Source organism: Halorubrum sp. PV6 (genome assembly GCF_003990725.2).
Lineage (GTDB): Archaea > Halobacteriota > Halobacteria > Halobacteriales > Haloferacaceae > Halorubrum.
This window is the reverse complement of the sequence record NZ_CP030064.1, coordinates 237,848-264,480: the sequence shown is the minus strand read 5'-3', so window position 1 is coordinate 264,480 and position 26,633 is coordinate 237,848. Positions and strand designations below refer to the sequence as shown.

22 protein-coding genes are annotated in these 26,633 nt (G+C 69.6%); 6 read left to right on the top strand and 16 right to left on the bottom strand.

Annotated elements, in window-relative coordinates:
• Positions 1-120 precede the first annotated feature (120 nt).
• Complete coding sequence (locus DOS48_RS14965; protein ID WP_158283829.1) at positions 121-291, top strand: hypothetical protein; 171 nt, start codon at positions 121-123, stop codon at positions 289-291.
• Positions 292-386: 95 nt separating this feature from the next.
• On the opposite strand, the gene DOS48_RS14960 is transcribed toward DOS48_RS14965, so the two are convergent.
• From DOS48_RS14960 to DOS48_RS14895, 14 genes are all read right to left on the bottom strand, one after another.
• Complete coding sequence (locus DOS48_RS14960) at positions 387-2,126, bottom strand: globin-coupled sensor protein (RefSeq protein ID WP_244629353.1); 1,740 nt, start codon at positions 2,124-2,126, stop codon at positions 387-389.
• 199 nt (positions 2,127-2,325) lie between these two features.
• Positions 2,326-2,499, bottom strand: a complete 174-nt coding sequence (locus DOS48_RS14955; protein ID WP_158283828.1) for a hypothetical protein — start codon at positions 2,497-2,499, stop codon at positions 2,326-2,328.
• 82 nt (positions 2,500-2,581) lie between these two features.
• Complete coding sequence (locus tag DOS48_RS14950) at positions 2,582-3,061, bottom strand: co-chaperone YbbN (protein WP_127116521.1); 480 nt, start codon at positions 3,059-3,061, stop codon at positions 2,582-2,584.
• Between the two features lie 102 nt (positions 3,062-3,163).
• Positions 3,164-4,699 carry a cobyric acid synthase gene (locus tag DOS48_RS14945; RefSeq protein WP_127116520.1) on the bottom strand — a complete coding sequence of 512 codons (1,536 nt, stop codon included), beginning with the start codon at positions 4,697-4,699 and terminating at the stop codon, positions 3,164-3,166.
• Positions 4,700-4,724: 25 nt separating this feature from the next.
• Entirely contained in the window at positions 4,725-5,444 is a 720-nt protein-coding gene (locus DOS48_RS14940) for a cob(I)yrinic acid a,c-diamide adenosyltransferase (RefSeq protein WP_127116519.1), read from the bottom strand.
• Positions 5,441-6,223 carry an adenosylcobinamide amidohydrolase gene (locus tag DOS48_RS14935; RefSeq protein ID WP_127116518.1) on the bottom strand — a complete coding sequence of 261 codons (783 nt, stop codon included), beginning with the start codon at positions 6,221-6,223 and terminating at the stop codon, positions 5,441-5,443. Before DOS48_RS14935 ends, DOS48_RS14940 begins: the two co-directional genes overlap by 4 nt.
• Positions 6,216-7,277: a histidinol-phosphate transaminase gene (locus tag DOS48_RS14930; protein WP_127116517.1), complete on the bottom strand. Its 1,062-nt coding sequence runs from the start codon at positions 7,275-7,277 to the stop codon at positions 6,216-6,218. Before DOS48_RS14930 ends, DOS48_RS14935 begins: the two co-directional genes overlap by 8 nt.
• The gene (locus tag DOS48_RS14925; protein WP_127118811.1) at positions 7,274-7,921 is read right to left on the bottom strand and encodes an NTP transferase domain-containing protein; all 648 of its coding nucleotides are present in this window, start codon (positions 7,919-7,921) and stop codon (positions 7,274-7,276) included. Before DOS48_RS14925 ends, DOS48_RS14930 begins: the two co-directional genes overlap by 4 nt.
• Entirely contained in the window at positions 7,921-8,709 is a 789-nt protein-coding gene (gene cobS / locus DOS48_RS14920) for an adenosylcobinamide-GDP ribazoletransferase (RefSeq protein WP_127116516.1), read from the bottom strand. The genes DOS48_RS14925 and cobS overlap by 1 nt, the downstream gene beginning before the upstream one ends.
• A complete protein-coding gene (locus tag DOS48_RS14915; RefSeq protein WP_127116515.1) occupies positions 8,700-9,725 on the bottom strand; it encodes a CobD/CbiB family cobalamin biosynthesis protein in 1,026 nt (341 codons plus the stop codon). The genes cobS and DOS48_RS14915 overlap by 10 nt, the downstream gene beginning before the upstream one ends.
• A gap of 5 nt (positions 9,726-9,730) precedes the next feature.
• Complete coding sequence (locus DOS48_RS14910; protein ID WP_127116514.1) at positions 9,731-11,041, bottom strand: cobyrinic acid a,c-diamide synthase; 1,311 nt, start codon at positions 11,039-11,041, stop codon at positions 9,731-9,733.
• Positions 11,038-12,117 (bottom strand): nicotinate-nucleotide--dimethylbenzimidazole phosphoribosyltransferase, encoded by a 1,080-nt coding sequence (locus tag DOS48_RS14905; RefSeq protein ID WP_127116513.1) that lies wholly within the window; start codon positions 12,115-12,117, stop codon positions 11,038-11,040. The genes DOS48_RS14910 and DOS48_RS14905 overlap by 4 nt, the downstream gene beginning before the upstream one ends.
• A 294-nt stretch (positions 12,118-12,411) precedes the next feature.
• Complete coding sequence (locus DOS48_RS14900) at positions 12,412-14,397, bottom strand: type II secretion system F family protein (protein WP_127116512.1); 1,986 nt, start codon at positions 14,395-14,397, stop codon at positions 12,412-12,414.
• Positions 14,394-16,796, bottom strand: coding sequence for a type II/IV secretion system ATPase subunit (locus tag DOS48_RS14895; RefSeq protein ID WP_244629352.1), 2,403 nt, complete (start codon positions 16,794-16,796; stop codon positions 14,394-14,396). Before DOS48_RS14895 ends, DOS48_RS14900 begins: the two co-directional genes overlap by 4 nt.
• Positions 16,797-17,077: 281 nt before the next feature.
• On the opposite strand from DOS48_RS14895, the gene DOS48_RS14890 reads away from it, so the two are divergent.
• Both DOS48_RS14890 and DOS48_RS14885 read left to right on the top strand, forming a co-directional pair.
• The gene (locus DOS48_RS14890) at positions 17,078-18,037 is read left to right on the top strand and encodes a glycosyltransferase family 2 protein (protein ID WP_127116511.1); all 960 of its coding nucleotides are present in this window, start codon (positions 17,078-17,080) and stop codon (positions 18,035-18,037) included.
• 161 nt (positions 18,038-18,198) lie between these two features.
• Positions 18,199-19,278, top strand: coding sequence for a sulfite exporter TauE/SafE family protein (locus DOS48_RS14885; RefSeq protein ID WP_127116510.1), 1,080 nt, complete (start codon positions 18,199-18,201; stop codon positions 19,276-19,278).
• 131 nt (positions 19,279-19,409) lie between these two features.
• Here the strand turns inward: DOS48_RS14885 and DOS48_RS14880 are convergent, their stop codons facing one another.
• Positions 19,410-19,631, bottom strand: a complete 222-nt coding sequence (locus DOS48_RS14880; protein WP_168654236.1) for a hypothetical protein — start codon at positions 19,629-19,631, stop codon at positions 19,410-19,412.
• Between the two features lie 219 nt (positions 19,632-19,850).
• Here DOS48_RS14880 and DOS48_RS14875 point away from each other — a divergent pair, with 219 nt between their 5' ends.
• The 3 genes from DOS48_RS14875 to DOS48_RS14865 all read left to right on the top strand — a co-directional run bounded on the left by DOS48_RS14875 (position 19,851) and on the right by DOS48_RS14865 (position 25,490).
• A complete protein-coding gene (locus DOS48_RS14875) occupies positions 19,851-22,994 on the top strand; it encodes a right-handed parallel beta-helix repeat-containing protein (protein ID WP_127116509.1) in 3,144 nt (1,047 codons plus the stop codon).
• Positions 22,995-22,998: 4 nt separating this feature from the next.
• Positions 22,999-24,429, top strand: coding sequence for a PGF-pre-PGF domain-containing protein (locus DOS48_RS14870; RefSeq protein ID WP_127116508.1), 1,431 nt, complete (start codon positions 22,999-23,001; stop codon positions 24,427-24,429).
• 149 nt (positions 24,430-24,578) lie between these two features.
• Positions 24,579-25,490, top strand: coding sequence for a CoA ester lyase (locus tag DOS48_RS14865; protein ID WP_127116507.1), 912 nt, complete (start codon positions 24,579-24,581; stop codon positions 25,488-25,490).
• A 740-nt stretch (positions 25,491-26,230) separates the two neighbouring features.
• Here the strand turns inward: DOS48_RS14865 and DOS48_RS14860 are convergent.
• Complete coding sequence (locus tag DOS48_RS14860) at positions 26,231-26,599, bottom strand: VOC family protein (protein ID WP_127116505.1); 369 nt, start codon at positions 26,597-26,599, stop codon at positions 26,231-26,233.
• Between the last annotated feature and the right edge of the window lie 34 nt (positions 26,600-26,633).

The window sequence follows — 26,633 nt, the reverse complement described above, 5'->3', positions numbered from 1 at the left end:
AGTCCGGTCGCTCGCGTCTTAGGGGTTGCGTGACCGGCCGTCCTCGCCACCGTTCGGGCCGGGTTCGTGCCTCGCCGCCGTGCGGGTCGGATTCATATGCCTCGGTCGCCTACCGGACCCATGACAGACGCCCCGTCGCTCGCGCTCCGGTACGTCGCCTGCGACGCCTGCGAGACGGTGTTCGCGCTCCCCGAGGCCCCCGGAGATGCGGACGCCTGCGGTCGGTGTGGCGCCGCCGCGCTCCGAGAAATTCGGGGGATCCACGGACCGGACGCCTACTTCACGTCTTAAAAAGGACGGCTCGTCGAGAGAGACACCGCAGGGAGGGGCGACCCCTACGGGAGCGTACGCACCGACCGCCTACGGGAGCGTACGGACCGATCGGCTCACCGCAGGTCGTCCATCGTCAGCTCCCCGTCGGCGACGGCGCGCAACTGCTCGTCGGAGAGTTGGTCGATGACGAACTGCGGCATTCCGTCCGGAAGCCCCGCCGGAACCGACCGATCGCCGCGTCGGGGGGTCGAGACCCGCCCGCCGTCGGTGCGGGACACCGCGGTCGAGTCGGCCTCGTTCCGATCGCTCGTCGTCAGCCGGCGCACGGTCTGTTCGACCGATTCGACGGCGTCCGACTGTCGATCGCTCGCGGCCGCGAGCGCCTGCATCTCGTCGGTGATGCGGTTCGACTGCGCGACCACGTCGTCGATCGTGGCGGCGATCTCTTCGGCCGCGGCGGCCTGCTCGTCGGTCACGTCCGACACCTCGTCGATGCCGTTCGCCGTCTCCGTCACCGCCTCGGCGATGGCGGACAGGCTCTCCGTGGCGTCTTCGACGCGCTCGCTCCCCTCGTCGACCCGCTGGGTCGTCTCCGAGAGGCTCTCGACGGTGTCGTCGGTGTCGGTGCGGATCCCGCCGACCATCTCCTCGATGTCGCTCGCGTGCTGTTGGGACTCCTCCGCGAGGGATTTGATCTCGTCGGCGACGACGCCGAAGCCGGCGCCGGCGTCGCCCGCCCGCGCGGCCTCGATCGAGGCGTTCAACGCGAGCAGGTTCGTCTGGTCGGCGATCCCGTTGATCGCGTCGACGAACTCGTCTATCTCCTCGACGCGGTCCTGGAGCGCCTCCACGTCCTCCGCCACCTCGTCGACGGCGTCGCCGATGTCGTCCATGGCGGCCGCGGCGTCGTCGGCCGCCTCGCGGCCGTCGTCGGCCATCGACTCCGCCCGACTGCTCGTGCGCTCCACCTCGTCCGCGGTCGACGCCACCTCCTCGACGGTCGCGGAGAGGTTCGCCACCTCCGAGGAGATCTCCTCGACGCGCTGTGACTGGTCTTCGGACGCCTCGCCGACCTCGCCGGCGCTGTCGGCGACGTGAGTGGCCGACTCCCGCAGGTCGGCGATCGGCTCGCGGACCTCGTCTTCCACCTCGGCCATCAGGCGGTTGTTCCGCTCGACCTCCTCGGAGAGCTTCTCGCTGTACGATTGGATGTACGTGTCAGTGACGACCTGCATGTCGAGGTTGATGATCCGGAGGATAGAGAGCAGGTCCTCGACCGCGTCGTCGACCTCCGCTTCGACCGCCGCCTCGACCGCGTCGCCGACGCCCTCGCTGACGCCCTCGCCGACGCCCTCGTCGGCCAGCCGGTCCGTGAGCGAGTCGGTGAGCCTGTCGCCGATGATCGGGAGGATGAGGTCGTAGTAGACGCCGTACTGGCCGAGGTAGTGTTTCATCGGCATCTCCAGCATGTCGTGGATCTTCCCGATCCGCGCCCGGTCCTCGAAGTACTCCGACCCGTAGTCGCCGTCGGCGAGCGTCACGAGGTACGCCGACTGCGTCCGTTTGAGCTGTTCGAGCCCCTTCTCCGACCGGCTTATCACGTCGACGGTCTGCTGGTGGGCGGTCAGGTTCTCGTAGAAGTCGTCCGCGATCTGCTCTGCGTTCTCCGCGAACGCGTCCTCGTACCGAGCCAGTCGCCGCTCGTCTTCCTCGTCGAAGCCGATGAACTCCTTTCGCCACTGGATCTCCTCGGCGTCGAGTCCGATATCGTCGACCAGTCCGTCGACGTCGAGCTGGTCGTTCAGCCCGCCCTTCCCGAAGTCCTCGTGCCCGTACTCTCCCGATGTAGCCATGCTGGGGGCTCACCGGCTATCATATAAAAGCGATAGCACCAATATCTCACGCGTGATATTGGCCTGTGCACCCGCTCGGAGGCGACTCGCGGGCATCGACGCTCCAGACGCGACGAGCGTGTCCCGGACACGACGAGTCGTTGACCCACACGCGACACGGACGAGCCGCCGTGCGGGTCGCGGGGTCTGTTTAAATAGTCTATCTGTGGTCTAGCGTCTCGTTTATGATCGTCGGAACCACGACGCCGCCGCCGAGAAACAGCGCGAGCGGCGCCCAGCCCGGATACGAGACGCGCAGCGACTCGACGGCGAGGGCGATCGCGAAGGTGAGGGCGATACACGTCCCGATGACGGCGTTCTCGCGGGAGACCATAGCCGGCGACACGCCGCCGCGGCAAAAATAGGTACCGCTGGGCGGCGTGTGGCGGGGCCGGATCGGGACGGGGACGCGCCGGTCAGGCGGCGCGTTCGATGGCCGATTCGAGCGTCGCGCGGTCCTGTGCGCCCATGAACCGGTCCACCGCCTCGCCGCCGGCGTAGACGAGGAGGGTGGGGATGCTCCGCGCGCCGAGCTGCTGGGCGATGCCGGGGTTGGCGTCGACGTCGACCTTCGCCACGGCGGCGTCGGTGTCGCTCGCGAGCGCCTCGATCGTCGGCTCCATCATCTGACAGGGCCCGCACCAGTCGGCGTAGCAGTCGACCAACACCACGTCGTGCTCGTCGACGACCCGCCGGAACGCCTCGGGGCCGTCGACCTCGATCGGTTCGCTCGGCGTCGCCGCCGGCGTCCCGCCGTCCCCGTCAGACGAGTCGCTGCCGATCTCCCCGTCGCGTTCCAGCTCCTCGCGAAGCGCCCGGAGCTTGCGCTCGCGGATGCGTTCGCGCTCGCTTTTGCCCGCGTCGCCGCCGTCGGCCGCGTCTGCACTGTCGCTCATGCCCCAGTATTGGGTATTCAAAACAATATACCTTCCGGCGCCGGTGGCCGTCGGCCCGGAGCGCGGGCCGCGCGCTGGTATTTATAAACGTCTCGGGCGGCGTCAGGCGAGGTCGTCCAGCCCGGCGGCCGCGAGGTCGACGTTCTCGGCGAACAGGTCGGCGGCGCGGTCGTACGGCGACCGCCTGTCGCCGGACGCGCTCGCGTCCGACTCGGACCGGCGGGTCAGCCGCGGCCTGCCCGCCGCCTCGAAGACGGTCGTCAGGAACGCCTCGCGGACGGCCTCGTCCTCGAAGAGCCCGTGGAGGTACGTCCCGAGGACGCGGTCGGTGGCCGCGCTCTCCGGCCCCAACGGGCGGGCGACCGGGGCCGTCGCCGACGACCGACCCATGTGGATCTCGTAGCCGGTCACGGTCCCGGAGGCGCCGGACAGCGGGCCGACGCCGTCGACGGCGCGCGTCACGCGCTCGACGCGCTTGTCCGGCGAGAAGTGCGTTTCGACGGGGAGCAGGCCGATACCGTCGACCGCCGAGCGCGACCCGGTCCCCTCCGCATCGGCGCCGGTGAGCCGCTCGCCGAGCAGCTGGTAGCCGCCGCAGATCCCGACGACCGGCCCCTCGAAGCGGGCGAGCGCCTCGTCGACGCCCGCCTCGCGCAGCGCGAGCAGGTCGTCGACCGTGTTCTTCGATCCGGGGAGCACGACCGCGTCGGCGTCGCCGAACGGGTCGTCGATCGCCGGGTCGGCCGGGACGAGCGCCACCCGGACGCCGGGTTCGCGCGCGAGCGGCGCCAGGTCCGTGGCGTTCGAGAGGCGGTCGAGGCGCGGCACGGCGATCCGGACCGACGACTCCTCGGGGACCCCGTCGTCGCCGCCGAGAACGCCGCGGTCGCCGGCCGCCTCGTCCGGGAGCGAGAGGCTGTCCTCGGCCGGGAGCCCCGGATCGTCGTGGGGGACGACGCCGACGATGGGGACGCCCGTCCGGGCTTCTATCTCGTCGATGCCGGAGTTGAGCAGCGACGGGTCGCCGCGGAACTTGGTGATGACCGCGCCGGCGACCCGCTCGCGCACGTCGTCCGGGAGGAGTTCGAGGGTGCCGTAGAGGCTCGCGAAGGCGCCGCCGCGCTCGATGTCGACCGCAATCAGGACGGCGGCGTCGGCGAAGCGGGCACACTCCACGTTAGCGAGATCGCGGTCGTGGAGGTTGATCTCGGCGATACTCCCCGCGCCCTCGGCGACGACCACGTCGTGATCGGCCGCCAGCCGGCGGTGCGCCGCGACCGCCGCGTCCCGCGCCGCGTCCCAGTGGTCGTCGTAGTACGCGCCCGCCGCGAAGTGGCCGACGGCCTCGCCGTCTATCACCAGTTGGCTCTCGCCGTCGCCGCGGGGCTTGAGCAGGACGGGGTTCATGTCGGTCGTCGCCGGGACGCGGGCGGCCCGCGCCTGCGCGTACTGCGAGACGCCGATCTCGCCCCAGTCGCCGTCGGGGGTGAGCGCGACCTGCGCGTTGTTGCTCATGTTCTGCGCCTTGTACGGCGCGACCGAGACGCCCCGGCGGGCGAGGAGTCGGCAGAGACCGGCCGCGAGCGTGCTCTTCCCGGCGTGGCTCGCGGTGCCGGCGATCAGGACCGTCTCCGTCATCGGCGCCTCCGGGGGGACACGGGCGTCAGTACTCCGTTCCGCGCCGGGCGCGGTGGCCCGCGTCGAACGGGTGCGCCACCTTCCGGACGTTCGTTATCAGGTCGGCGACGCCCTCCAGGTACGCCGGCTCGGCGTGGCTCCCGGTGAGGACGAGTTCGAGGTCGTCGGGCTTCGACTCGGCGAGGTCGACCACGTCGGCGGGGTCGACGAGCCCCCGGTCGGCGGCGTACAGCACCTCGTCGAGGATCAGCAGGTGGACCCCGTCGTCCGGGTCGCCGTCGAGCGGGAGCGGCTCGCGTAGGGCCGCCTCGCCGGCCCCCGCGACGAGTTCGGTCGCGCGCTCGAACGCCGCGCCCGCCTTCGCCTCGTGTTCGTCGTCCGCGGAGCCGTCGAGCAGCCCGTGCCAGCCGTAGTGGCCCGCGTTCTCGTAGGTGAACCCCGGCATCGCGGCGATGGCGTTGTACTCGCCCCTGACGCCCTCCACGCTGTCCGCGCCGCCCTTCATGAACTGGAGCATGTGGACGCGGTAGCCGTGGCCCGCGGCCCGGAAGCCCATCCCCATCGCCGCCGTGGTCTTCCCCTTGCCGTCGCCCCACCAGGCCTGCACGAGCCCGAACTCGTCGGGCGCGGCCGGTTCGATCGGCGCCGGTTCGGGGGCGGCCCCGCCGCCGGGGGTCCGCGCCGCGGAAGTCTGGTCGTCGGTCGATGCGTCCGTCTCGTCGGAGTCTGTGGTGTCGTGTGTCATGGGTTAAATACCGCTGCTCGCTCGTCGGCGACGACGCCGTGGTCGGCGTCGGCCGCCGGGCCGGGCGTCTCGCCGTCCGGATACCGCGACCGCAGGCTCGCACGTACCGCGTCCCGGACGCAGACGCGGGCCGCCGCGCCGACGGGCGTGGCGCTGCCCGAGAACGCTGCCGGCTCCCCCTCCGGGTCGTCGCCGACGACGACCGCGTCGCTCGTGGTCCCCGGCACGCCAGCCGTCGCCAGCAGCGTCGCCGCCTTCGCCTCGGCCGCGACCGCGACGAGGTTCTCCGCGGCGCCGGGCGCGAGGCACCGGCTCGTCCCGACGATCAGGTTGACCGTGCCGGGCCGAGGAGAGCCGCCATCTGGGGGCCGTTCGTCCGGGGCCGCGGCGCCCGTCGGGTCGATCGCCGGGTCGTTCGTCGGGTGGTTCGCCGGGTCGTTCGTCGGATCGCTCGCCCCCTCGGGCGCTACCGGAAGCATCGCCGGGTTCGAGAGGCCGACCGTGGCGTAGGCGACGACCGGCCCGTATCGGGCGCCTCGGGCGTGGTCCATCGCGACGCCGGTGAAGAGGACCGGAGCGTCCCCGGAGGCGTCGAACCCGGCGCGCGCAAGCCGCTCGGCTCGGTACGCGCCGAGGTCGGTGCGGTCGAACCCCTCCGGGACCGAGACGTTGTCGGCGGCGTCGGCCCGCGAGCGACCCCCGTTCCAGCCGGTCGAGAGCCAGCGGGTCGCCGGCCGGGACACTCTGAGGACGCCGTCGCGGACGGTCGCGTCAAACATTCGGTCCCGCCTCCGTGTCGGCGTCGGTCGTGGAGTCGTCGCCGACGCCCAGCGCCGCGAGCAGTCGGTCGTTCTCGTCGGGCCGGCGGACCGCGACCCGAACGTGGGCGTCGAGGCCGCGGAAGGTGGTCGCGTCCCGGACCGCCACGCCGCGCTCGCGGGCGTCGGCGACGACCCGCTCGACCGGGCGGCCGTCGGGGCCGACATCGAGCAGGAGAAACGGCGCCTCGGAGGGGGCCACCTCGTACCGCTCTGCGAGTCGCGCCCGGAGCCGGGCGCGCTCCGCCTCGATCCGCTCGCGGGTGTCGTTTATAAACCCCGTCTGGCGCATGCAGTGCGCGCCGGTCGCCAGCGCCGGCCCGCTCACGTTCCAGGGGCGCCGGACGGCTCGCAGCCCCGCAGCGAGTTCGCCCGTCGCGACGGCGAACCCGGCCCGAACGCCGGGGAGCCCGAACAGCTTCGTCAGCGAGCGGGCGACGACGACGCCGTCGGCCCCCGCGAGCGAGGGGCGGTCGGTGAACCCGCGGAACGCCTCGTCGACGAGCAGGACGGTGTCGGCCGCGCGACACCGGGCCGCGAATCGCTCCAAATCCGCCCGCGCGTAGTCGGTTCCGGTCGGGTTGTTCGGCGCGCAGACGACCGCGAGCGCGTGGTCTGACGGGTCGGCGTCGAGGACCGCATCCGCGTCGACGAACGCCGGCTCGCCGCCCTCCAGCCTGACCTCGCGGGCGTATTCCCCGAAACTCGGCGCCGGAAGCAGTGCGGTGTCGCCCGGCCCGACGGCCAGCCCGACGGCGGCTCTGATTGCGGCGAGCCCGCCTGGCGTCGGCACGACCGCCTCCGGGTCGCAGTCGACGTACGCGGCCGCGGCCTCCCGGAACGCCTCGGGCGGTTCGGCCGGGTACGACCGGGCGTCCGCGAACGCCTCGCGGTAGACGGTCTCGACGCCGGGCGGGACCGCGGGGTTGGTGTTCGCCGAGAAGTCCAGCAGGTCGGGGTCGTCGCTGCTGCCGTGCGGTTCGCGGTCGACGCCGAGCGCGGTGTCGAGGTTCATGTGTCGGTGTCGCCTCCTGCCGTGTCGGCCCTCAGGAGTCGCTCTGCGGTACGCACGTCCGACGGGTAGTTGACGTTAACGGCGACGCGCGCGTCGTCGGTGAGGTGGACGGCGCCGCCGGCGTCTCGCTCGCCGTCGCCCTCGTCGCCGTCCGCCGCACTCCCACCGACGACGTTTATGCCGGCGGGGACGACCTCGCGGCCGCCCATCTCGGTCGTCGCGTCCGCGCTGACGCCCAGTTCGCGCTTCCTCGCGGCCGGCACGCACACCGTCAGCGAGTCGCCGTCGGCGGCGCGGGCGGCCGCGAGGACCGCGTTCACCGCCGCGCCGTCCAACAGCGGGAGGTCGGCGGCGACGGTGAGGACTGGCGCGCCGGCCGTGTCGATCGCGTCCAGCGCGTACCGCAGGTCGGCGACGTACCCGTTTCCGGGCGCGTCGACGACCGAGAGCGACGCGGCGTCCTCGGCCCGCTCCGCGAGGTGCGCTCGGGTTCGCGTCGCGTGCGGCGAGACGACGGCGTGGGTCGTCTCGGCCCGGCTCGCCGCGAGCGCGTCGAGGACCCGGTCGACCATCGGCCGCCCCGCGACGGTCCGGAGGGGTTTTTCCGTCGTTCCGTCGAGGCGAGTGCCGCGACCGCCGCACATCAGCAGCACGTCCATGCGATCACCCCCGCGTGGAGCGCGGCGACGCGAGCCAGCTCCGTCGTCGCGCCCAGCACGTCGCCGGAGACGCCCCCGAGCCGCCGGCGGGACCAGGCGGCGACGACCGCCGCCGTCGCCAGCGCGGCCCCGAGCGCCGCGACCCCCGGAAGGACCCGCGGCCACGGGAGGAGGACGGCCGGCGCCGCCAGCGCGGCGACCGCCGGGAGCGCCTTTAAGCCAGACTCGTCGGTCAGCGCGGAGCCGAGCCCCTCGTGCGGCGCGTCGCCGACGCAGACGAGCGTCGCGGTCGCCGCCTTCGCGCCGACCTCCGCGGTGACGACCAGCCCGAGGGCGGCGAGGGGGACGCGCCCGGCGTCGGCGGCGAGGCCGCGTTCGAGCAGCCCGAGCGCGCCGGTCGCCAGTCCGAGGACGACGAGCGCGAGCGCGACCGTCCCGCCGACGCCGAGCGCCGAGTCCTTCAACACCGCGCGGCGCGCCTCGCGGTCCCCGTGGACGACCGCCGCGTCTCCGAGGTCCGCGACGCCGTCGAGGTGGCCGATGCCGGTGATCGCGTACACCGCGACGACGAAGCCGAGCGCGACCGTCGGGGCGGGCACCGAGGCGGGCGGCCCGGCCAAGAGCAGCGGTGCCGCGGCCACGGCGCCGGTGAGGTACCCGACGACGGGGAACGTCCACGGCGACCGAGCGAACGCCGCCCACGCCTCCTCGTCGCGGCCGACCGGGAGCCGGGTGAGGAAGCCGAGCGCGCCGCGGAGCGCGGTCAGGACCATCCAGCCACCCCGATTAGTACGTCGGTCGCGAGCGCCCGGCCGGTCGGGGGGCGCCACCCGACCGCGACCAGCCACCCGACCGCGACCAGCCACCCGACCGCGACGACGACCGCGACCCCGCCGCCGACGCCCACGAGCCGGACCGCTCGCTCCCCGTCGGCGACCTCTGGGAAGTTCGCGGCCGGGTTGAGGACGTAGTGGCCGGGCTTGGCCAGCCGCACGTCGAGCGCGGCGGCCGCGGTCGCCATGGGCCACCCGGAGTTCGGCGACGACGGCGCCCGCGCCCACGCCGCGGCCCGGCGAGGAGCCCCGAACGACCCGGCGGCGACCGCGAGACAGCCGGCGGTCGCGCGGGCCGGGAGGAGCATCGCGGCGTCGTCGAGCCGGGCGCTCGCCCACCCGGTCGGCGTCGAGCGATAGCCGAGCATCGAGTCGAGCGTGTTCACGGCCTTGACCCACGCCGCGCCGGCGACCCCGGCGGCGAGCGGGAGGGACCCGCCGGAGCCGCCGAGAGCGACGCCGAGCGTCGCGCCGAGGACGAACCCGGCAAGCGGCGCGACGAAGCCGTCGGCGAGGTTCTCGGCCGCGCTCTCGACCGCCGCGCTCCGGACTTGCCCCGGCGAGAGGTCGGTCGCGTCTCGGCCGGCGAGCGCGCGCAGCGCCTCTCGGGCGGCGGCGAGGTCGGTCTCGCTCAGTTCGACGACCTCGGCCGTCGTCGAGAGGAGCAGCCGGAGGCTGACGGATATAAAAAGGATCGCGCCCGCGACGAGGGCGGCGAGCGCGGTGGAGCACAGCGCGGCGGCCGCGACGACCCCGCCCGCGAGCGCCGCGGCGGCGAGCGGGAGTCCGCCCGCGACCGCGACGCCGACGGCTCGCGGGTGCGCCCAGGGCCGGTCGAAGCGCCCGACGACCGACCCGAACAGGGCGACGGGGTGGACCCGCGTCGGCGGCTCCGCGAACGCGGCGTCGAGGGCGACGGCGAGCGCCAGCGCGACGAGCAGGGGTCCGGTCGCCATCGTCGTCACAGCCCGTCGAGGAACGCGTCGAACGCCCCGCTCTCCGGGTGGACGTGACAGTACGTTCCGAGCGTTCGGTGTTCGATCAGTCCCTCGCGGTCGCCGTCGATCCCGGTCCCCCGCTCCACGTCGAAGGCGAACCGCGCGTCGCTGGCGACATCCGTGGTCGAGTAGTGGAACTCGTGACCCCGCAGGGTCTCGCCCGTCACAGCAGTCGGGGCGTCCCGCCGCGCCCGCAGTTCGACGTGATCGAGCGCCTGGTACCGGTCGCGCATGCGCACGTCGGCCGGCAGGACGCCAGCCATCGCGTGCGTCTCGCCCTCGGCGGTCGTCAGCGACTCGGCGAGCGCCATCAGCCCGCCGCACTCGCCGAGGACCGGGACGCCCTCGGCGGCCGCGGCTGCGAGGTCGTCGAGCGCCGGGCCCCGAGCGAGGTCGGCGGCGTGGAGTTCCGGATAGCCGCCGGGGAGATAGACGCCGTCAGAGGGCGGGAGCGGGTCGCCCGCGGTCGGCGCGAACGGCTCGACGACCGCGCGCTCGCGCAGGCGCTCGACGGTCGCGGGATACAGGAACCGGAAGGCGTCGTCGCGGGCGACCGCGACGCGGGGGCGGTCGTCGCCGGTCGGCTCCGCCCGTTCGGTCGGCTCGGGGACGCCGGTCGGCTCGCGCGCGATGTCGAGCAGGCGCTCGGTTCGGAGCCCCTCGGCGGCCGCGTCGAGGGCGTCCTCGGGCACCGGCGACTCCGCGCCCATGTGGAGCCCGAGGTGGCGCTCGGGGACGGAGAGCTCGTCGTTCGGCGGGATCCGACCGACGTAGGCCAGTTCGTCCGGGAGCGCGTCGCGGATCCCGTCCTCGTGGCGGCCGCCGTGCGCGCGCTGAGCGATCACGCCGGCGACGTCGACGTCGCGGCCGGCGCGCTCCGCGTACGCCCGGAAGCCGAGCGCGGTCGCGGCGACGCTCTCCATGCCCGCGCTCGCGTCGACGACGAGCACGACCGGCAGATCGAGCGCCTCGGCGACCGCCGCCGTGCTCGACCCGTCGCCGTCGTACAGCCCCATCACGCCCTCGACGACGCAGACGTCGCCCTCGCCGCGGGCGTAGTTCCGGCGGAGCCCGTCCGCCCCCTGCAGCCACAGGTCGAGCGTTCGCGAGGGGCGCCCCGCGACGCGTTCGTGGTGGCTCGGGTCGATGAAGTCGGGCCCGGCCTTCGCGGGCTGAACTGCGCGCCCGGCGCCGTCGAGCGCGCGGATCGCCGCGAGCGTCGCGACGGTCTTGCCGACCCCGGAGCGCACCCCGCCGAGGACGACCCCCTTCACGGGGCGTCACCCCTCGCCGCGTCCGCCGCGGTTCGCTCGTCGCCGCGTTCGGCGAGCAGTCGGTCGGTGATCGCGGCGACGCGCTCGCGCAGGGCGGCGTTCGAGACCCCCGCGCGGTCGCCGAGCGCCAGCGCGCCGCCCATCCCGACGCCCTCCTTCGCCTCGCCGCGGGCGTACGCCCGCATCGCCGGGTGGTCGCTCGCGTCGAAGGCGGGATCGGTCGCGGTCAGCGCCAGGTCCAGGTCGTCGGCGAGGCGCGCGACGTCGGCGGTCGGATCGTCGGCGACGAACGTCGTCGTCGCCAGCGGGAGCCGCCGGTCGACGCCCGCGTGGCGCGCCAGCGCGGCGACCGTCGCCAGCTGGGTGCCCCCGGCGAGGGTCACGTCGACGCCGCGGTCGACGGCGCCGACGACGAGGCCCGCGGCCGCGGCGAGCACGGGGTCGCCCATCAGCCGGATCGCCTCGACCGGGTCGCCGGCCGCGTCGCCGGGCGCGAGCCCGCTCGCGGCCAGCCCCTCCTCGACGACCGCCCGCTTCCGCGCGACGGGGTTCGCCGCCAGCGACGAGGAGACGACCGGGCGCTCGCCGAGCGCGGTCAGGACGCCGAGCGCGGTCGTCGTCCCGCCGGGAATCGTCTCGCCGACGAGGAGTTCGCCGGGGGCGTCGCCGGCGGCCGAGTCGGCTCCGATTCGCCCGGCCAGTTCGCGGCCGCGCTCGAAGACGGTTTCCGCGTCGGGGACCGGCTCCGCCGTCCGGACGTCGCCGCCGGGGGTCGCGTTCGCGTCGAGCGTCGGCGCCGAGGCCGGTGCGGTCGGGACGGCGAGTCCGGCGGCGACGCCGACGAAGCGTATTTCGGAGAGTTCTCGGACCGCGCGGGTGACGACCGCCGGCGTCGGACAGCCGGACGGGCTGACCGGGACGGGCGAGTCGGCGCCGGGCCGGCCGTCGGCGACGATTTCGAGGTCCGCGCTCGGCGTGTGTCGGCGGAGCGTCGGATCGGCGCCCGCGGCGCTTATGCCCTCGATGGCGGCCGTCTCGGTCGCGCCGGCGACGACCGCGAGCGTCGCGTCGGTCACGCGACGCCCCCGGACCGCGGCGTCCGTCGAGCCCGTCTGTCGGCGTCCGCGTCGATGATAACCACTAGCGGTTGGTTAGCACAAGTTCACTTTAATCGATCGGCATCGGAGGCGAGGACGGCAACCGGATCTCGAAGCCGGACACGGCGTTGACGCCGGGAAGCCGGTACGTCGCGGCCGTCGAACCGGAGGTCGTCGACGAGGTACTCCGGCTGATGCGCGGGTGATCGGTCGCGAGGGGGTAGGGAGGTCGGTCGCGACTCGGAGAGCCCCGACGATCGTTTGCGAAGCCGATCAGAGCAGCCCGCCGGCCGTGAAGACGGCGTAACAGAGCGCGACGAGCAGGCCGGAGTGGAAGAGCGCCTGGTACCGCCCGCGAGAGGCGGTGCCGGCGAACCACCCGGAGGCGAGCATCGTGGCCTGCGTGACGACGTACAGGCGGAACCGCTCTAACTCCGGCAGCACCGTCTCCGGTTCGGCCACAAGGTCCGTCGCGCCGGCGAGCGCGGCGAGCCGCGCGGTGTCTATCACCTGCGTGTTGACGACGGCGACGACCCCCGCGACCAGCGCGGCCGCCGCCCAGCCGACCGCGACGTACGGGTGCATCGACGAGCGGAGCGCGCGCTGCTCGCTGTAGAGTCGCCCGACCTCGATCCGGAGCGTCTCGAACACCGCGTCCGCGTCGCTACCGGCGTCTAACGCGTCGGTGACGAGGTCGAGCGTCCCCTCGGCGAGCGGGGTGCCGACGCGCTCGACGAACCGGTCGATGGCGGCCGCGCGAACGTCGACCGAGCCCGTCGTCGCGGCGGCCTGCTCCGCTCGCGTCGCGTCTCCCGTCGCGGTCGTCGACCGGAGCGCGAACGCGAGGTCCGCCACGTCGTCGTCGAGCACGCCGAGGTCCGCGTCGCGCGCGACCGCCTCGACGGCGGCCGGGAAGGGACGGCCCTGCGCGACGTGACCCGAGACGGCGTGGACGAAGTCCGCCAGTTCGCGGTCCTTCGCGTCGTCGATCCGGGTGCGTCTCCCGGCGACCGCACCGACGGGGACCGCGAAGGCGGCGTACGATAAGAGCCCCACGTTGACGAGCGTGTAGCCGGCGAACGCGAGCGCGACGGCGAGCAGCGCGGCGGGCGGGAGCGAGACCACCGCCGCGCTCGCCGGGTTCCGCCCCGCGGAGGCGACGACAGCGCGGGGCGTCGCCGGCAGGTCGTAGCTCGCGCGCTGGCTCGGGGGACGGAGCGTGCCGACCGCGACCGCGCCGAGGAGCCCGATGACGACGAGGAAGCAGACGGCCCCGTAGAGGACGACCGCCCGCGTCGGCACCACCCCGACCGGCGTGTCGACCGGCGGGAGCAGCTCGGGGACGACGACGGTGAGCGCGGTGGCGGCGATGACGAGCAGCGCCGGCAACACCAACACGACGACGAACAGTTCGGTGAGGAGTTCGAGGAACCGGCGGGCGCGCTTGCGAGCGCGGTCCTGCCGGTGAGCCAGCATCCGCCGCTCCGTCCGGAGGTACTCCGCGAGCGCCGCGTCGCCGGTCGCCGCGTGCTTGCGGAACTTGAGCAGGAACGGCGCGAGCAGCTCTCGCGAGGGGGTGTCGCGGGCGACCCGGCGCAGCCCCTCGTCGAGGCTCCCGGCGAGCCGCGCGGCGTTGAGCGCCTTCCGGAGCGAGGTGGCGGTCGCGCCGTACGCGTCGGCGGCGGCCGCCTTCGCGACCATCTCTCGGGGGCCGTCGCTCCCGGCCGCGAGCAGTTCGAGGTACCGGACCGCGGGCGGGAGCGTCCGCTCGATGTCGGTCCGGCGCGTCACGGTGAGCCACCGGAGGTGGAGCCCGCCGAGCCGCACCGTCGCGCGCTTCGCGAGGAACCCGGCGACGCCGGCGACGACGACCGCCACGCGGTCGGCCGACAGCGACCCGAACGGGACCGGCACGCGCGCGCCGAGGCGGGCGTCGGCCGCCGCGAGCAGGCTCGGGGCGCTCGACGCGGCGACGAGGAGCGTCGGGAGGATGACGACGAGACAGACGAGCCACGAGAGCCCGTACACGCGCGACAGGTAGGTCTCGAACCCCGTGTCGAGGGCGGTGCCGCGGTAGCGCTTCCGGTCGGCGTCGTGCCGGCGGTCGCTCGCGTGCCGCGCGAACAGGGCGTACAGCACGCGGTCGACCACCGAGGCGTCGGCGGCACGGGTGAACCCGTCGGTCTCGGCGGCGTCGAGCGCGCGGCCGCGTCCCGGCGACTCGCCGGCGTCCGCGCGCCCGAGCGACGAGTCGGTCACGGGCGGTCCTCCCCGGTCGCGGGCTCGGTTTCGGGCGTCGGCTCTCGCGCCGTCGAACCGCCGGCGCCCCCGCCGCCCATCGTGCGGGCGGCGCGCTCGACCGTGGCGGCCTCGTCGGTCCGGAGGTCCGCAAGGAACTCGAACAGCGCGTCGAAGTCGTCGACCCCCTCGCGCGCGAGGTACTCGACGTACCGGCGCTTGGACGCGAACTCGGCCTCGACGGCGGCGCGGTCGCGGTCGGTGTGATCGGCGATACGGGCGAGGGCGTGGAGGCGGCGGTCGTCGCGCGACGCGCTCGAAGCGCTCGAAGCGCCGCGGGAGGGGGACCCGGCGCCGCCGGCGTCGGACCGGCCCGGTGCACCCGGAAACCGGAACGCGCCGTCGGGGTCGCGCCACGCGATGGTGTTGTAGTAGACGGGTTCCGCTCCCTTTTCAATGACGCCGGCGCCGCCGTGTCTGGGGTTCCCCGTCGGACTGCGCTTCGCCTCGGGGTCGAGGGCGTCGTACTCCGCCTCGGAGAGCAGTTCGACCGCCCGCGAGACGTAGCGCTCGCCGTCGACCTGCTGGGGGAAGACGACCACGTCGACCTCTCGCAAGAGGTACGCCGGGACCCCGCGCTCGATGACCCGGTTGACGAGCGCCTCCACGTCTTCGGCGTGAGTGGTCCCGATCACGCCGTGGCCGGTGTTGAGCGTCTCCGCAAAGGTCTCGAAGCTCGCGGGCGTGTTGATCTCGGCTATCACCTCCACGTCGGGGTTCAAGTAGTTCGCCTCGGCCATCAGTTCGGACATGCTCACGGCCTTGTACGCGTCCTCGTGGTCGCGCGTCGTGAGCGACACGCCGGTCTCGTGCGGGAGCCGGACCTCGCGGGACCCCTCGTCGATCGAGACGGGGCGGTCGTCGAACGGGATGAAGGGGGTGTGGGCGTTGAGCAGGGTCGTCTTCCCCACGCCGGTCGGCCCGGCGAAGAGGACGACGCCCCGGCGTTCGTACAGCAGCCACAGGAGCGTGACCAGGTCGGGACCGAGCGTCCCGCGGTCGATGAGGTCGACGGGCGTCAAGGCGTCCGCACTCTGCTTGCGGATCGAGACGTGTGGGCCGCCCTCCGAGATGACCGGGAGCGCGACCGCACACCGGATCGTCTCGTCGACGCCGTCGACGTCGAGGTTCACCTTCGCCGACGGCGTCGACGCGTTGAGTTCGGTGCCGTCGCGGGCCGCCAGCCCGGTGACGACGTTGACGAACGCGGTCTCGTCCTCGAACGCGAGGTTCGTCGGGACGCGGGTGCCCGCGTCCGGAGTCGGCGCGTCGCCGTCGCCGTGCGCCACGATGGACGGCCGAGGGACGACCTTCACGCGCTCGCCGACGCGGTTGGCCTCGACGTCCTCTAAGTTCGGGTCGCGGATCGGCACCGTCAGGATGCCCTCGCCGACGAAGTCGCGGAGGACGTAGTACGCCAGGTCGTCGAGCCGATCGCGGGCGTACCGCGAGTCGACCGGCGGGACGGCGAGGCCCCGGTCGGCCAGCGCGGAGCGGACGCGGTGGGCCGCCGCGCCGAGCCACGCGCGAGTGTTACGCGCCGTGAGCCGTCGAGAGAGGAACCGGCGGGCGTGTTCGGCGACGAACGCCTCGCGGTCGTCGACGACGCCGTTGACGGTCGTCTCCCAGATCCGCTCTTTACACTCCGCTATCAGCGCCTCGTCGCCGGGGAGGAGGTCCGGCTCCCGGACGGCGTACTTCGTCTCGAACGCGTCCGAGCCGAGGAGCCGCTCGCGAGCGACGACCACGTCGACGGACAGGCCCGCGAAGTCGACCGCGTACCGGGCGAGCCGCTCTGCGGCGACCCGCTCGACGTGCTCGGCGTCGGCGTCGATGCCGGTTTCGAGGGGCGCGAACGTCTCGGTGTGGACGACCAGTTCGCGCTCGTCGCCGACGTCGGCCACCTCGATCCGGTCGTCCAAGGCGAGCGGCGTCACGTCGCCGAGCAGTCTGAGGTCCCGCAGCGCGTGGTAGTCGATCCGGCGCCGCGCCGCCGCGCTCGCGTCGATCAGGCGGGTGAGCGCCCGCTCGTACTTCGGCTCGAACCCCGACTCGGCTCGCTCGACGACGCCGACGCGCGTGAGCGGTCGTCGGTGGCGAACGTCGGAGAAGTGGTCGCGAACGCGGTCGAGCGCGCGCTCGTCGGCCGTCGACAGCGGCGGCTCGCGCACGTCGTACCCGAAGCGGCCGCCGTCGCGCTCACGAATCGTCGCGACGACGCCCGGCTCGGACTCGTACTGGGCGCGGACCGCCGGCGCGTACCACGCCTCGGGGTCGTCGGGGGGCACCGGCGCGGGGACCGCGCCGCCCGGATCGTCTTCCGCGTCGTCGACGATCTGGAGGGTGGGTCCGTCGGTCACGGCTCGGCTCCCCGCGGCGGTCGGCCGCCGACGGCCGCCACTCGGTTCATAAGCGACACAGCGCCACGAATCGCTCGCCCCCGTCGCCTCATGGTCGTCGTTCGCGGGTCGCCGAGTGAGTGTGTTAAGCGTTTTCTTCTCGCCACTACACGTTATTTCAGAGTATATAAGCGAGGAAATTTCAGGTCCGCGAAACGACGCCGGCCGTGCCGATGGCGGGTCTGGAGGGTCGCCGGAGGCCACCCCCGGATATATTACGCCCGTCGCCGACCGTCGAGGTGATGCAGGAGCGCCCGACCGCGCCGGTGAGTGTTGTGTTACCGACCCGCGAGTGGACCGATGCCTGCGCGGAGGTGGCGGCGCAGACGGCGCCGGACGACGAGTTCGTGATCGCCTGTGACGGCCCACACGATCCGGTCGTCGAGGCGGCCGCGGAGACGGCCGCGACGGTCGTCGTGGCCGGCGAGCCGGCGGGCTGTTCGGCGAAGTGCAACGCGCTCGCGGCGGGCATCGAGCGCGCGACCCACGACCGGCTGGTGTGTACCGACGCCGACTTTCGGCACGGCGACGAGTGGCTCGCGACCGTCCGTCGACGGCTCGCCGCCCTCCCCGAGGGACACGTCCTCTCGACCGCACCGATCCTGGTGAGCGAGGGGGCGCTCGGGAAGCTGTTGGAGCCGCTGAGCGCCGTGGGCGTCGCGAGCAGCGTCCGCTTCAACACGGGCGTTTGGGGCGGGACGATGGCGTTCCGTCGCGGCGACATCGACGTGGACGGGTTCGTCGACGACCTCCGACGAACGGTCGGCGACGACGCCCTGCTGGCGGAGCGGGCGGAGGGAATCGAGACGGCGCGCTCGCTCGTGCGCGAGATGCCCGTCGACGGGACCCTCCGCGAGACGCTCTCTCGGCGGGTGCGCTGGACGCGGATGGGGCTGTACCTCGATCCGACCGGCATCGCGTCGCGGATGCTGACGGCGCTCGCGGTCCTCCTCGGGGCGCTTCTCGCGCCGTTCGTCACCGTGCCGCTGGTGACCGGCGTCACCGCGGCGGCGTACGCGGCGCTCGGTCACCGGCGGTGGACGTTCCTCCTCGCGGTGCCGGGGTACGCGCTCTCGCTCGCGTGTCTGTGTTACGGGCTCGCACACGACGAGTTCGAGTGGACCGGCCGGCGGTACCGGTGGACCGCGCTGTACGACGTGACCGTGTGTAACCGGACCGAACGTGAGCGACCCGCGGAGTGAGTCGAAGGCGACCGGCACTGCAGAGTGAGCCGAAAGCGACCGGCACCGCGGAGCGGGCAGAGAGCCGGGCAACCGCGGAGAACCCAAACAATCGTTCACGCGAATTAGCACGGATAAGAACCTATTTATATCGATCTCCGTAATTCGCGTTTCACCACTCAATGAGCAGTTCACTGTCCGGCGGCGTGCAGCGTACCTTTCTGCGGTACCAGCACGTCATCGTCTTCCTCGCGCCGCTCGCGTTCGTGGCAGGGGTGTACGGCTTCGCACCGACGCCAACCGACGCCGGAATCGACTACTGGACCGAGTACTGGTGGTTGTTCCTCGCGTTCGCGCTCGGAGCGATCATCGTCAACACCGTCGGCATCAGCGGGTCGGCGCTCTTCGTCCCCTTCCTCATCTTCGTCTTCCCGCTCGTCGCGTACCCGCTCGAACCGACGACGCTCGTGAAAATCGGCCTCATCAGCGAGTCGTTCGGGCTGTCGAGTTCGTCGCTCGCCTTTATCCAGTACGGACTCGTCGACCGCCGACTCTCGCTGTCGCTCGTGTTGGGCGGCGTCCCCTTCGTCGTCGGCGGGGCGCTGCTCTCCTTCGTCATCCCCGAGCCCCTGTTCCACGCGTTGTTAGGGATCGCGCTGATCGCGGCGTCGTACCTGCTCTTGCGCGCGGACCTGGGCCACGGTGAACCGACCAGCAGCGACGGCGACGAGGTCGCGACGGACGGCGGCTCGTCGGGCGACCTCCCCGACGACGAGAACAAACTGGGGCCGGCCGGCGTCGAGACGGACGACTCCGGCACGGTCACCCGCGTCGACCGCGACGGCGACGACTACGTCTACTCGCGGGGCGGCTACCTCGAACGGTTCGCCAACTACAGCATCGGCGGCGTGTTTCAGGGGCTCGCCGGCTTCGGCATCGGCGAACTCGGGATCATCTCGATGCTCCGCACCGAGGTCCCGGTTCGCGTGGCGATCGGCACGAACCACATCGTCGTCGCGACGACGGCCGTGTTGGCGTCCGTGGTCCACGTGTTCGGCGGCGGACTGGTGGGCGGTCACTCGATCGACCTGGCGACGACGCCGTGGAACATGGTCGTCTGGACCGTTCCGGCGACCACGCTCGGCGGGCAGATCGCGCCGTACGTCTCGACGGCGCTGAACACGGAGACTATCAAAATGGGTGTTGGTGGGCTGTTCGCGATTATCTCGGTCGCGCTGTTCGCGATGGCCGCCGGGATCTGAGGCGGAGTGGCCGTGAGTTCGGTGGCACAACCGGACCCGCCGTGATTTCTCCTCGAAACAGTCGGCGATTCCCCTCGTTGAGACGCGTCTACGCCCGGATCGGCGTGAGATTTTTATTTGATTAATACTTGTTACGTGTTGTCATGTGCCATCACACCATCGAGGCGCGCTCGGTCGAGGAACTCCGAGAGCGTCACCGGCCCGAGGAGGCGACCGACGAACCCGACGAGACAGCCGACGCGGAACTCGTGGACGACCCCGAGCCACCGGCCGAACCGCGACCGACCGCCGACGACTGACGCGGGCAGCGTCGGAGTCACCTCGAACCCCGACGATTTCTTCGCACGGACCACCGTCTGAGAAGTGAATTCTGTATCCGGATAAGAGCGCCTGAAACGTCATTTCAGGGACAGCCTGAAGATGTTTCAACAGACGGAAACAACGATTCTGGCGGCGTGATACTAGGTGGATGCAACCAATACGGTTGACACATCTCCGCGGTGGAGTGTTGCGATTATGCACATGCTAACCGACGCTTCACGGATGCAGAAGTACCGAATGGTGATCAAGACATGACGCGCGAACGGCTCCGCGCGATAGCGCTCGCTGCGATTATGCTGGTTTCCATGGTCGCGGTAGGCGTTGGCGGGTTGGCCGGGAGTGCGGTGGCACAGGAAGCCGGACAGGGCGAAGTTGTTGTTCTGGATCAGGACGGAAACCAGATCGAGAACGGGCCGTATGATACCGTGCAAACTGCCGTCAACAACGCAAAAGACGGTTACACTGTCGCCGTAGGTAGCGGGACATACGAAGAGACGGTCGTGATCACTGGCGTGAACGATGTCACGATCACCGCAGCTGATGGCGCTGAGCCGGTGATCGAAGGTGTGGTACGCATCGGCGATCCATCGGACCCGGTGGGTGCTGATGGGACCATTCTCCGCGGTCTCACGATTGTCGATCCAGACGACTCCGAGAACTTCGACGACAACAACCGCGGCGTGGGCCTCACGTCAAGTGACGACGTGGTGATCAATGATGTCACGTTCGAGGGCTTCAAGACGCAGGTTTCACTCGACTTCGCGGGCAAAACGCCCACGAACGTCACGCTTACCGAGAATACGTTCCGTGACGGGTTCGCCGCAATCGGCAGCACTGAAAATGTTGGTGAACTCACCATCGAAAACAATACGTTCGACAACGTGGTCGAGGGTGTTGGTTTAGGTAGTGGCGTTGAATTAACCGCTGATAATATCAGCTCACTCATTAATGCGAACAGCTTCCAGAATATAGACATAGAGACCCAATACGCAGTCGGCGACTACACGGGGGGACTTAGTCCAGCTAAGTATACCGCGCAGGGTAACCTTATCGTACAATCCGGCGATTCAATTGAGAGTGCTATTAAACACTCAGGTGACGTGGGTGTCGTTCAGGTCGCTCCTGGCCACTACGACGAATCAGTCACAGTTGAAGTTGAAGGCATAAGCGTGGTATCGATTAAGGGGCCGCAACAGACCATCGTAGATGGTGGCAATCAAAACGGTTTCACGGTGTTTAGTGATAATGTAACCATCGATGGGTTCACAGTCACAACAGATTCCGAAGATCGAACTCAAAATGGTGCAATATCGATAGGAAAGACAAGCGATCGGCAGAAAACAAGTGTTGGAAATACAACCATAATTAATAATTTCCTCAACGACTCCGTTGTTGGTGTTCTTGATTATGGCGGAGAAGGCGAACATCAAATAGTAGGCAACAACTTCACGAACACTGGACAAGGGACTGGGTTCGCGATCCACGGTACAGCGGCAGCAGGAGATAATGTCTCTATTTCAGATAATAACTTCAATACCGGTGATAATTACGGTATATACATCGGTACAAACAGCAATAATTGGACGGTCCATAACAACACTGTTTCCGGGTTTGGTTACGCTGGTCTTGGTCTCTCAGGGACTACTGAGACTGTCTCACAAAATACATTCTCGGATAACGGAAAAGCAATAGAAGTGTTCGGTGGCGAAAGCGTTCAGATCAATCAAAATACGTTCGTTGATAATAACGAGGCTATCGTCTATGACAACGCGGGACAAACAGTCGATGCGACGCTGAATTACTGGGATAGTGTATCCGGACCCGAGGCTGGTGACGTATCTGGTAACGTGGATGTGAACCCGTGGCTCGATGCACCGATAACAGAGGGGGGTGACAGAGTCGTTGCCGCTACAGTTGTTGAAGAACAGTTCTCCACCATTCAGTCAGCAGTCGACGCTGCCGAAGACGGTGATACAATTAACGTTCACTCTGGGCAGTATTCGGAGAATGTCGCGATCGAAACCGCAAATGTCACACTCACCGGGGAGAGCAATCCCGATATTAACGGACGGATCGACATCAGATCTGATGAGGTAACTGTTCAAGATCTCACCGTCCAGAACGGTGCTCCGAGCGGTTCCAGCGAGGTTGAAGGAATCTTCGTTGGCAACTCGTCTGGATTCGACGACAAAGACGGCAAAGTGACCATCCAGAATGTCACTGTCGAAGATATCCACCCACAAGGTACCTCGAAAACGGTTGAAGGCATCCACGTTAAGCACTACGACAGTGGCGAGAACATTGATGGCCTAGAGATGATTAACGTGACAATCCAGAACGTTACTGGCCCATCAGATGCGTTCCCAAAAAAGGGTGCAAACGGCGTAAAACTCCAAGCAGGAATTCGTGATATTACGATTGAGGGTTCCACGATCGATGATGTCGAAGGGAACTACGCGTTCGGAGTGACTTCGACATGGTCCAGTAGAGAATCAGGTTCACCGACTGATGTGTCTGTGTCGGAAACGAGAATTTCGAACATAACCCCCGGCATTGGTTTCCACGTTGCTGCTAATGGCGAGGATGACAATGCTGATCAGTTTGCAGATCCCACAGACATCACCGTTGAACAGAACGAATTTGTCGACAACACATTCGACATTTATAACGGGAACACGAGTGGGACGCTCCAAGCGCCGCTTAATTACTACGGTGAGGACGCGGACCCACTCGTGGGTGGAAATGTCATCTACGATCCGTTACTCACCACCTCGATCGAGCAAGTAAACACCGAGGAGAGAGGAGAAATCCGCAACTACGGTTCATACATTGAGCTCAACAGCAGCGGAGACGCGGTCGCAGTCGGCTTCTCCGCAGCGCCCGACGGGAACGCAAGCGAGATATTCAGCGATCTGGACATCGAAGGGAACGCGTTCACCTACGACAACGACGACGGCTACGTCGAAGTCGAACCCGACGACACGTTCTCCGCTGGCGACGTGGTCGTGGTCACGAACAACGGCGTCGACGAAGACATGATCGTCCCGATCGATACGTCGGTCGAAAGCGAAGCCGCCCAGCCCACGTCGGTAGAGGTCGAGAACGGCTGGAACCTCGTTGCGACCGGCGCAGCGAACGACGTGAGCGGGATCACCGCCGCGCTCGGTGGAACCGGCTCGATCGCCGACTCCGCAGTCCTGCAAACGCAGGCCAAACAGCCCGGTGCACCGCCCGCACGCTTCGGCGCGTACGGAGGCACTTGGATCTTCGTCGACGGATCCGGCGAGATATCCACCGGCTACGCGGAGGACCAGTCGCCCACGGAGTACTACACGGAGTTGTTGCTGACCGATCAGACGAGGATTGACAGCGACGACGAAGACGGCGACAGCTAAACCAATGAACCGACAACGCATTGGAACGGTGCTGGTTGCGCTCCTGATGGTCACCGCTGTGGTGGCCGTTCCGGGAGCCGTAGCGGCACAAGAAGGACCTGAGAGCCCTCCAGCGTCCTACTACGGGACAGTCACGTTCGACGGCGAGCAGCCGTCCACAGACATCGTCATCGAAGCGGAGGTCGACGGTGACATCGTGGACTCGGTCGCGGTCGAGGAAGGAGAGTACGGTGGCCCCGGCGTGCTCGATGAGAAACTCCTCGTCGGCAGTGACAGTTCGGTCGACTCCGGCACTGAGGTTCGGTTCCTCGTAAGCGGTGACGGGATAGCACGGACGGAGGCAGCGAACACCGACCCGTCACCCGTCGAGTACGAATCGGGTGCCGTACAGCAGGTCAATCTGACGTTCGGCGACGTTCCCGAGGTCGACGACGGAAACGACGAAGGCACTGATGGCGTCGGTTCAACTCCCGGCGGCGACGGCGGTGACAGCACCCCCGGCGGTGACGGTAGCGATGGCGCTTCAGGCGGCGACGGCGGCGACGCCCCTGAGACGTCACCGACGGACGAGCCATCGGTCGACGACGTGATCCAAGTGCCCGCGGGCGCGAACGCGGTCGCGAGCGAGGCCGCGACCGCACAGCCGAGCGCCGACGGCGAGTCGAGTCGCGTCGAGTTCACGGGCGAGACCGGCGTCGAGGGCATCGAGTTCGGCGGCGCCGTCGAGGGCGACGTGGGCGTTGCCGGACTCGACGGACCGCCCGAATCGGCGGGCCAACCGCCGGGCACCGGCGTCTCCGTGGTCGAGATCACGGTGCCCGAGCAAGCGCAGGACACGCCGGCCACGATCCGGACTCGGGTCAGCGCCGATCGGCTCGCCGAGACCGACGCCGACGCCGAGGACCTCCGGCTCTCGCGTTACTCGGACGGCGAGTGGCAGGCCTTGGAGACGACGGTCGCCGAGCGCGACGGCGACGACGTCGTGTTAGCCGCCGAGACGCCCGGCTTCTCGGTGTTCGCGGTGTCGGCCGTGAGCCAGCCGGAGGCGGCGATCACGGTCGGATCGGACGAGGTCGCACCCGGCGAGACCGTCTCGCTCTCCGGCGAGCGCTCCTCCGACAAGTACGGGGAGATCACCGCCTACGACTGGACGATCGACGGCGAGGCCGCCACCGGGAGCGTCACCGAGACGGCGTTCGCTGAGTCGGGCGAGTACGACGTCGAACTCACGGTCACCAACGATGCCGGCGAGACGGACACGACGACGGCGACGGTCGCCGTCGAGTCGGCCGAGACGGGCGACTCCGACGGCGAAGGGGAGGCAGAGCCGGTCGAAGAGCCCGGCCTGTTCTCGCTGGGGACGCTTGGTGCGGTGGTCGGCGCGCTCGTGCTCGCGCTGCTCGTCGTGGCCGCGGTCCGGCGCGCGGACCGCTAACGCGGCGCGGCCGACACGCCGCTCGTCGGGGCGTACGACGCGCCCCGCGGGCCAATCGACAGCAAATAGTTACTCGGTTTCGACTCTATGAAAATACCTCCGCGTAACATATCTTTATTTTCATGGACGAGCGTGATAGATTCGCCAGAATGACGGACGTTACTCTTCGACGGACGCAGCTAGCAACGCCTGCGAGCGACGTGAAAATGATGCACTCGGCGGCGGATAGCGACGCCGACGAGGTGTTTCTCGATCTCGAAGACTCTGTGGCGCCGAGCGCGAAGCCGGACGCGCGCGAACCGCTCATCGAGGCCGCCCGCGAGGAGGACTGGAGCGACAAGGTCCTCAGTTTCCGGATGAACGGCATCGACACGAAGTGGTGGTACGACGACCTCATCACGGTCGTCGGCGAGGCGGGCGAGTTCATCGACGACATCATCGTCCCGAAAGTCAAGTCCGCGAGCGACATCCACACCGTCGAGAACCTGCTCGAACAGATCGAGGTGAACAACGGGCTGGAGGTCGGCGGTATCGGCCTCGAACCGCAGATCGAAGACGGCGAAGGGATCCACAACGTCCACGACATCGCACACGCTTCCGACCGGCTCTCCTCGATCATCTTCGGACCCGGCGACTACTCCGCGGCGATGGGGACGCCCGGACTCGACATCGGCCAGTTCCCGGAGTATCCGGGCCACTACTGGCACCACGCGCTGTCGGAGTGTAACTCCGCGGCGAAGTCGGCCGGGCTCCCGTGTCTCGACGGGCCGTACGCCGACATCGAGGACGCAGACGGGTTCCGCGAGTCCGCCGAGAACGCCAACATGATCGGCTGTGACGGGAAGTGGGCGATCCACCCCTCGCAGATCGAGATCGGCAACGAAGTGTTCGCGCCGGACCCGGAGGTCGCGGACCGCGCAAAGCGCATCGCCGACGCCTACGCCGAAGCGATGGAGGAGGGCAAAGGCGCCGTGAGCGTCGACGGGCAGATGGTCGACGAGGCGACCAACAAGATGGCTCAGGACATCGTCGAGACGGCCGAGGCCGCGGACATCCTGTAATCGGTCGCCGTCGCGGACTCGCGGCCCGCCGCCCGCCGATACACCGATTTTTTCGCGTCGTTCGCGTCTCGCAGCGACAGCGATCGGTGGCGAGAGCGGGTGACGTAGAGCGCTGTCGCTGATACGGTACCTGAACAGCGGTGGCAATGGCGACACTCACTACTAAATGCCGTGCGGTGGCGCGTGCCGACGAGCGCCCGAAGGGCGCGCTGTCGCACGCGCGAGGGACGCGGCGACCGAAGCGGAGGGAGCCGCGAGGCTGGAGAGGCGTGAGGTGCGGTTGCTGTGCTGTGCGGCCGGGTGGGATCCAAAGGGGCAGTCGCGAGGGCGACGCACGGCGACGTAAGGACCGCAGGGCGCGAACGAAGTGAGCGACCGAGGACCGCAGCGAGCCGCGCGAGTCCTCGCGACTGGGGCTTTGGGGGTGGTCGCCGTCGGTGTAGTATCAACTATTTATCAGCGAGCGACTGGGGCTTTGGGGGTGGTCGCCGTCGGTGTAGTATCAACTATTTATCAGCGAGCGACTGGGGCTTTGGGGGTGGTCGCCGTCGGTGTAGTATCAACTATTTATCAGCGAGCGACTGGGGCTTTGGGGGTGGTCGCCGTCGGTGTAGTATCAACTATTTATCAGCGAGCGACTGGGGCTTCGAGAGAGTTCGCCGCGCCGTCGACGACGTACAGACGGCCGCCACAACACTCCGGGTCCAGGTAGAGACTCGCTCCCCTGTCACCGACTCAATTTATAAAGGCTCGATCAGTTCGACCGCGTGCCCGTCGGGGTCCTTCACGAACGCGGTGCGCGCGCCGGCCGCCGGCTGGTCGCCCGGCTCCTGCACCACGCCGTGGTGGTCGATCGATTCGAACGTCGCGTCGACGTCGTCGACGCCGACGGCGACGTGGTCGTATCGGTCGCCGTCCGCGCTCGGCGCCTCGCCGTCGGTGTCCGAGAGCTGGAACTCGACGCCGGCGTCGTCGGACACGTACACGTTCCGCGTGTCGCCGTCGGGCGTCGTGAACTCCCACGAGCGCTCGAAACCGAGCTGTTCGACGTACCAGTCGGCGGTGCGGTCGGCGTCGGCCACGTTGAGACACGTGTGGAGAATCTCCATGGATCGGGGGTCTCGGGGCGACGAAATAAATCCC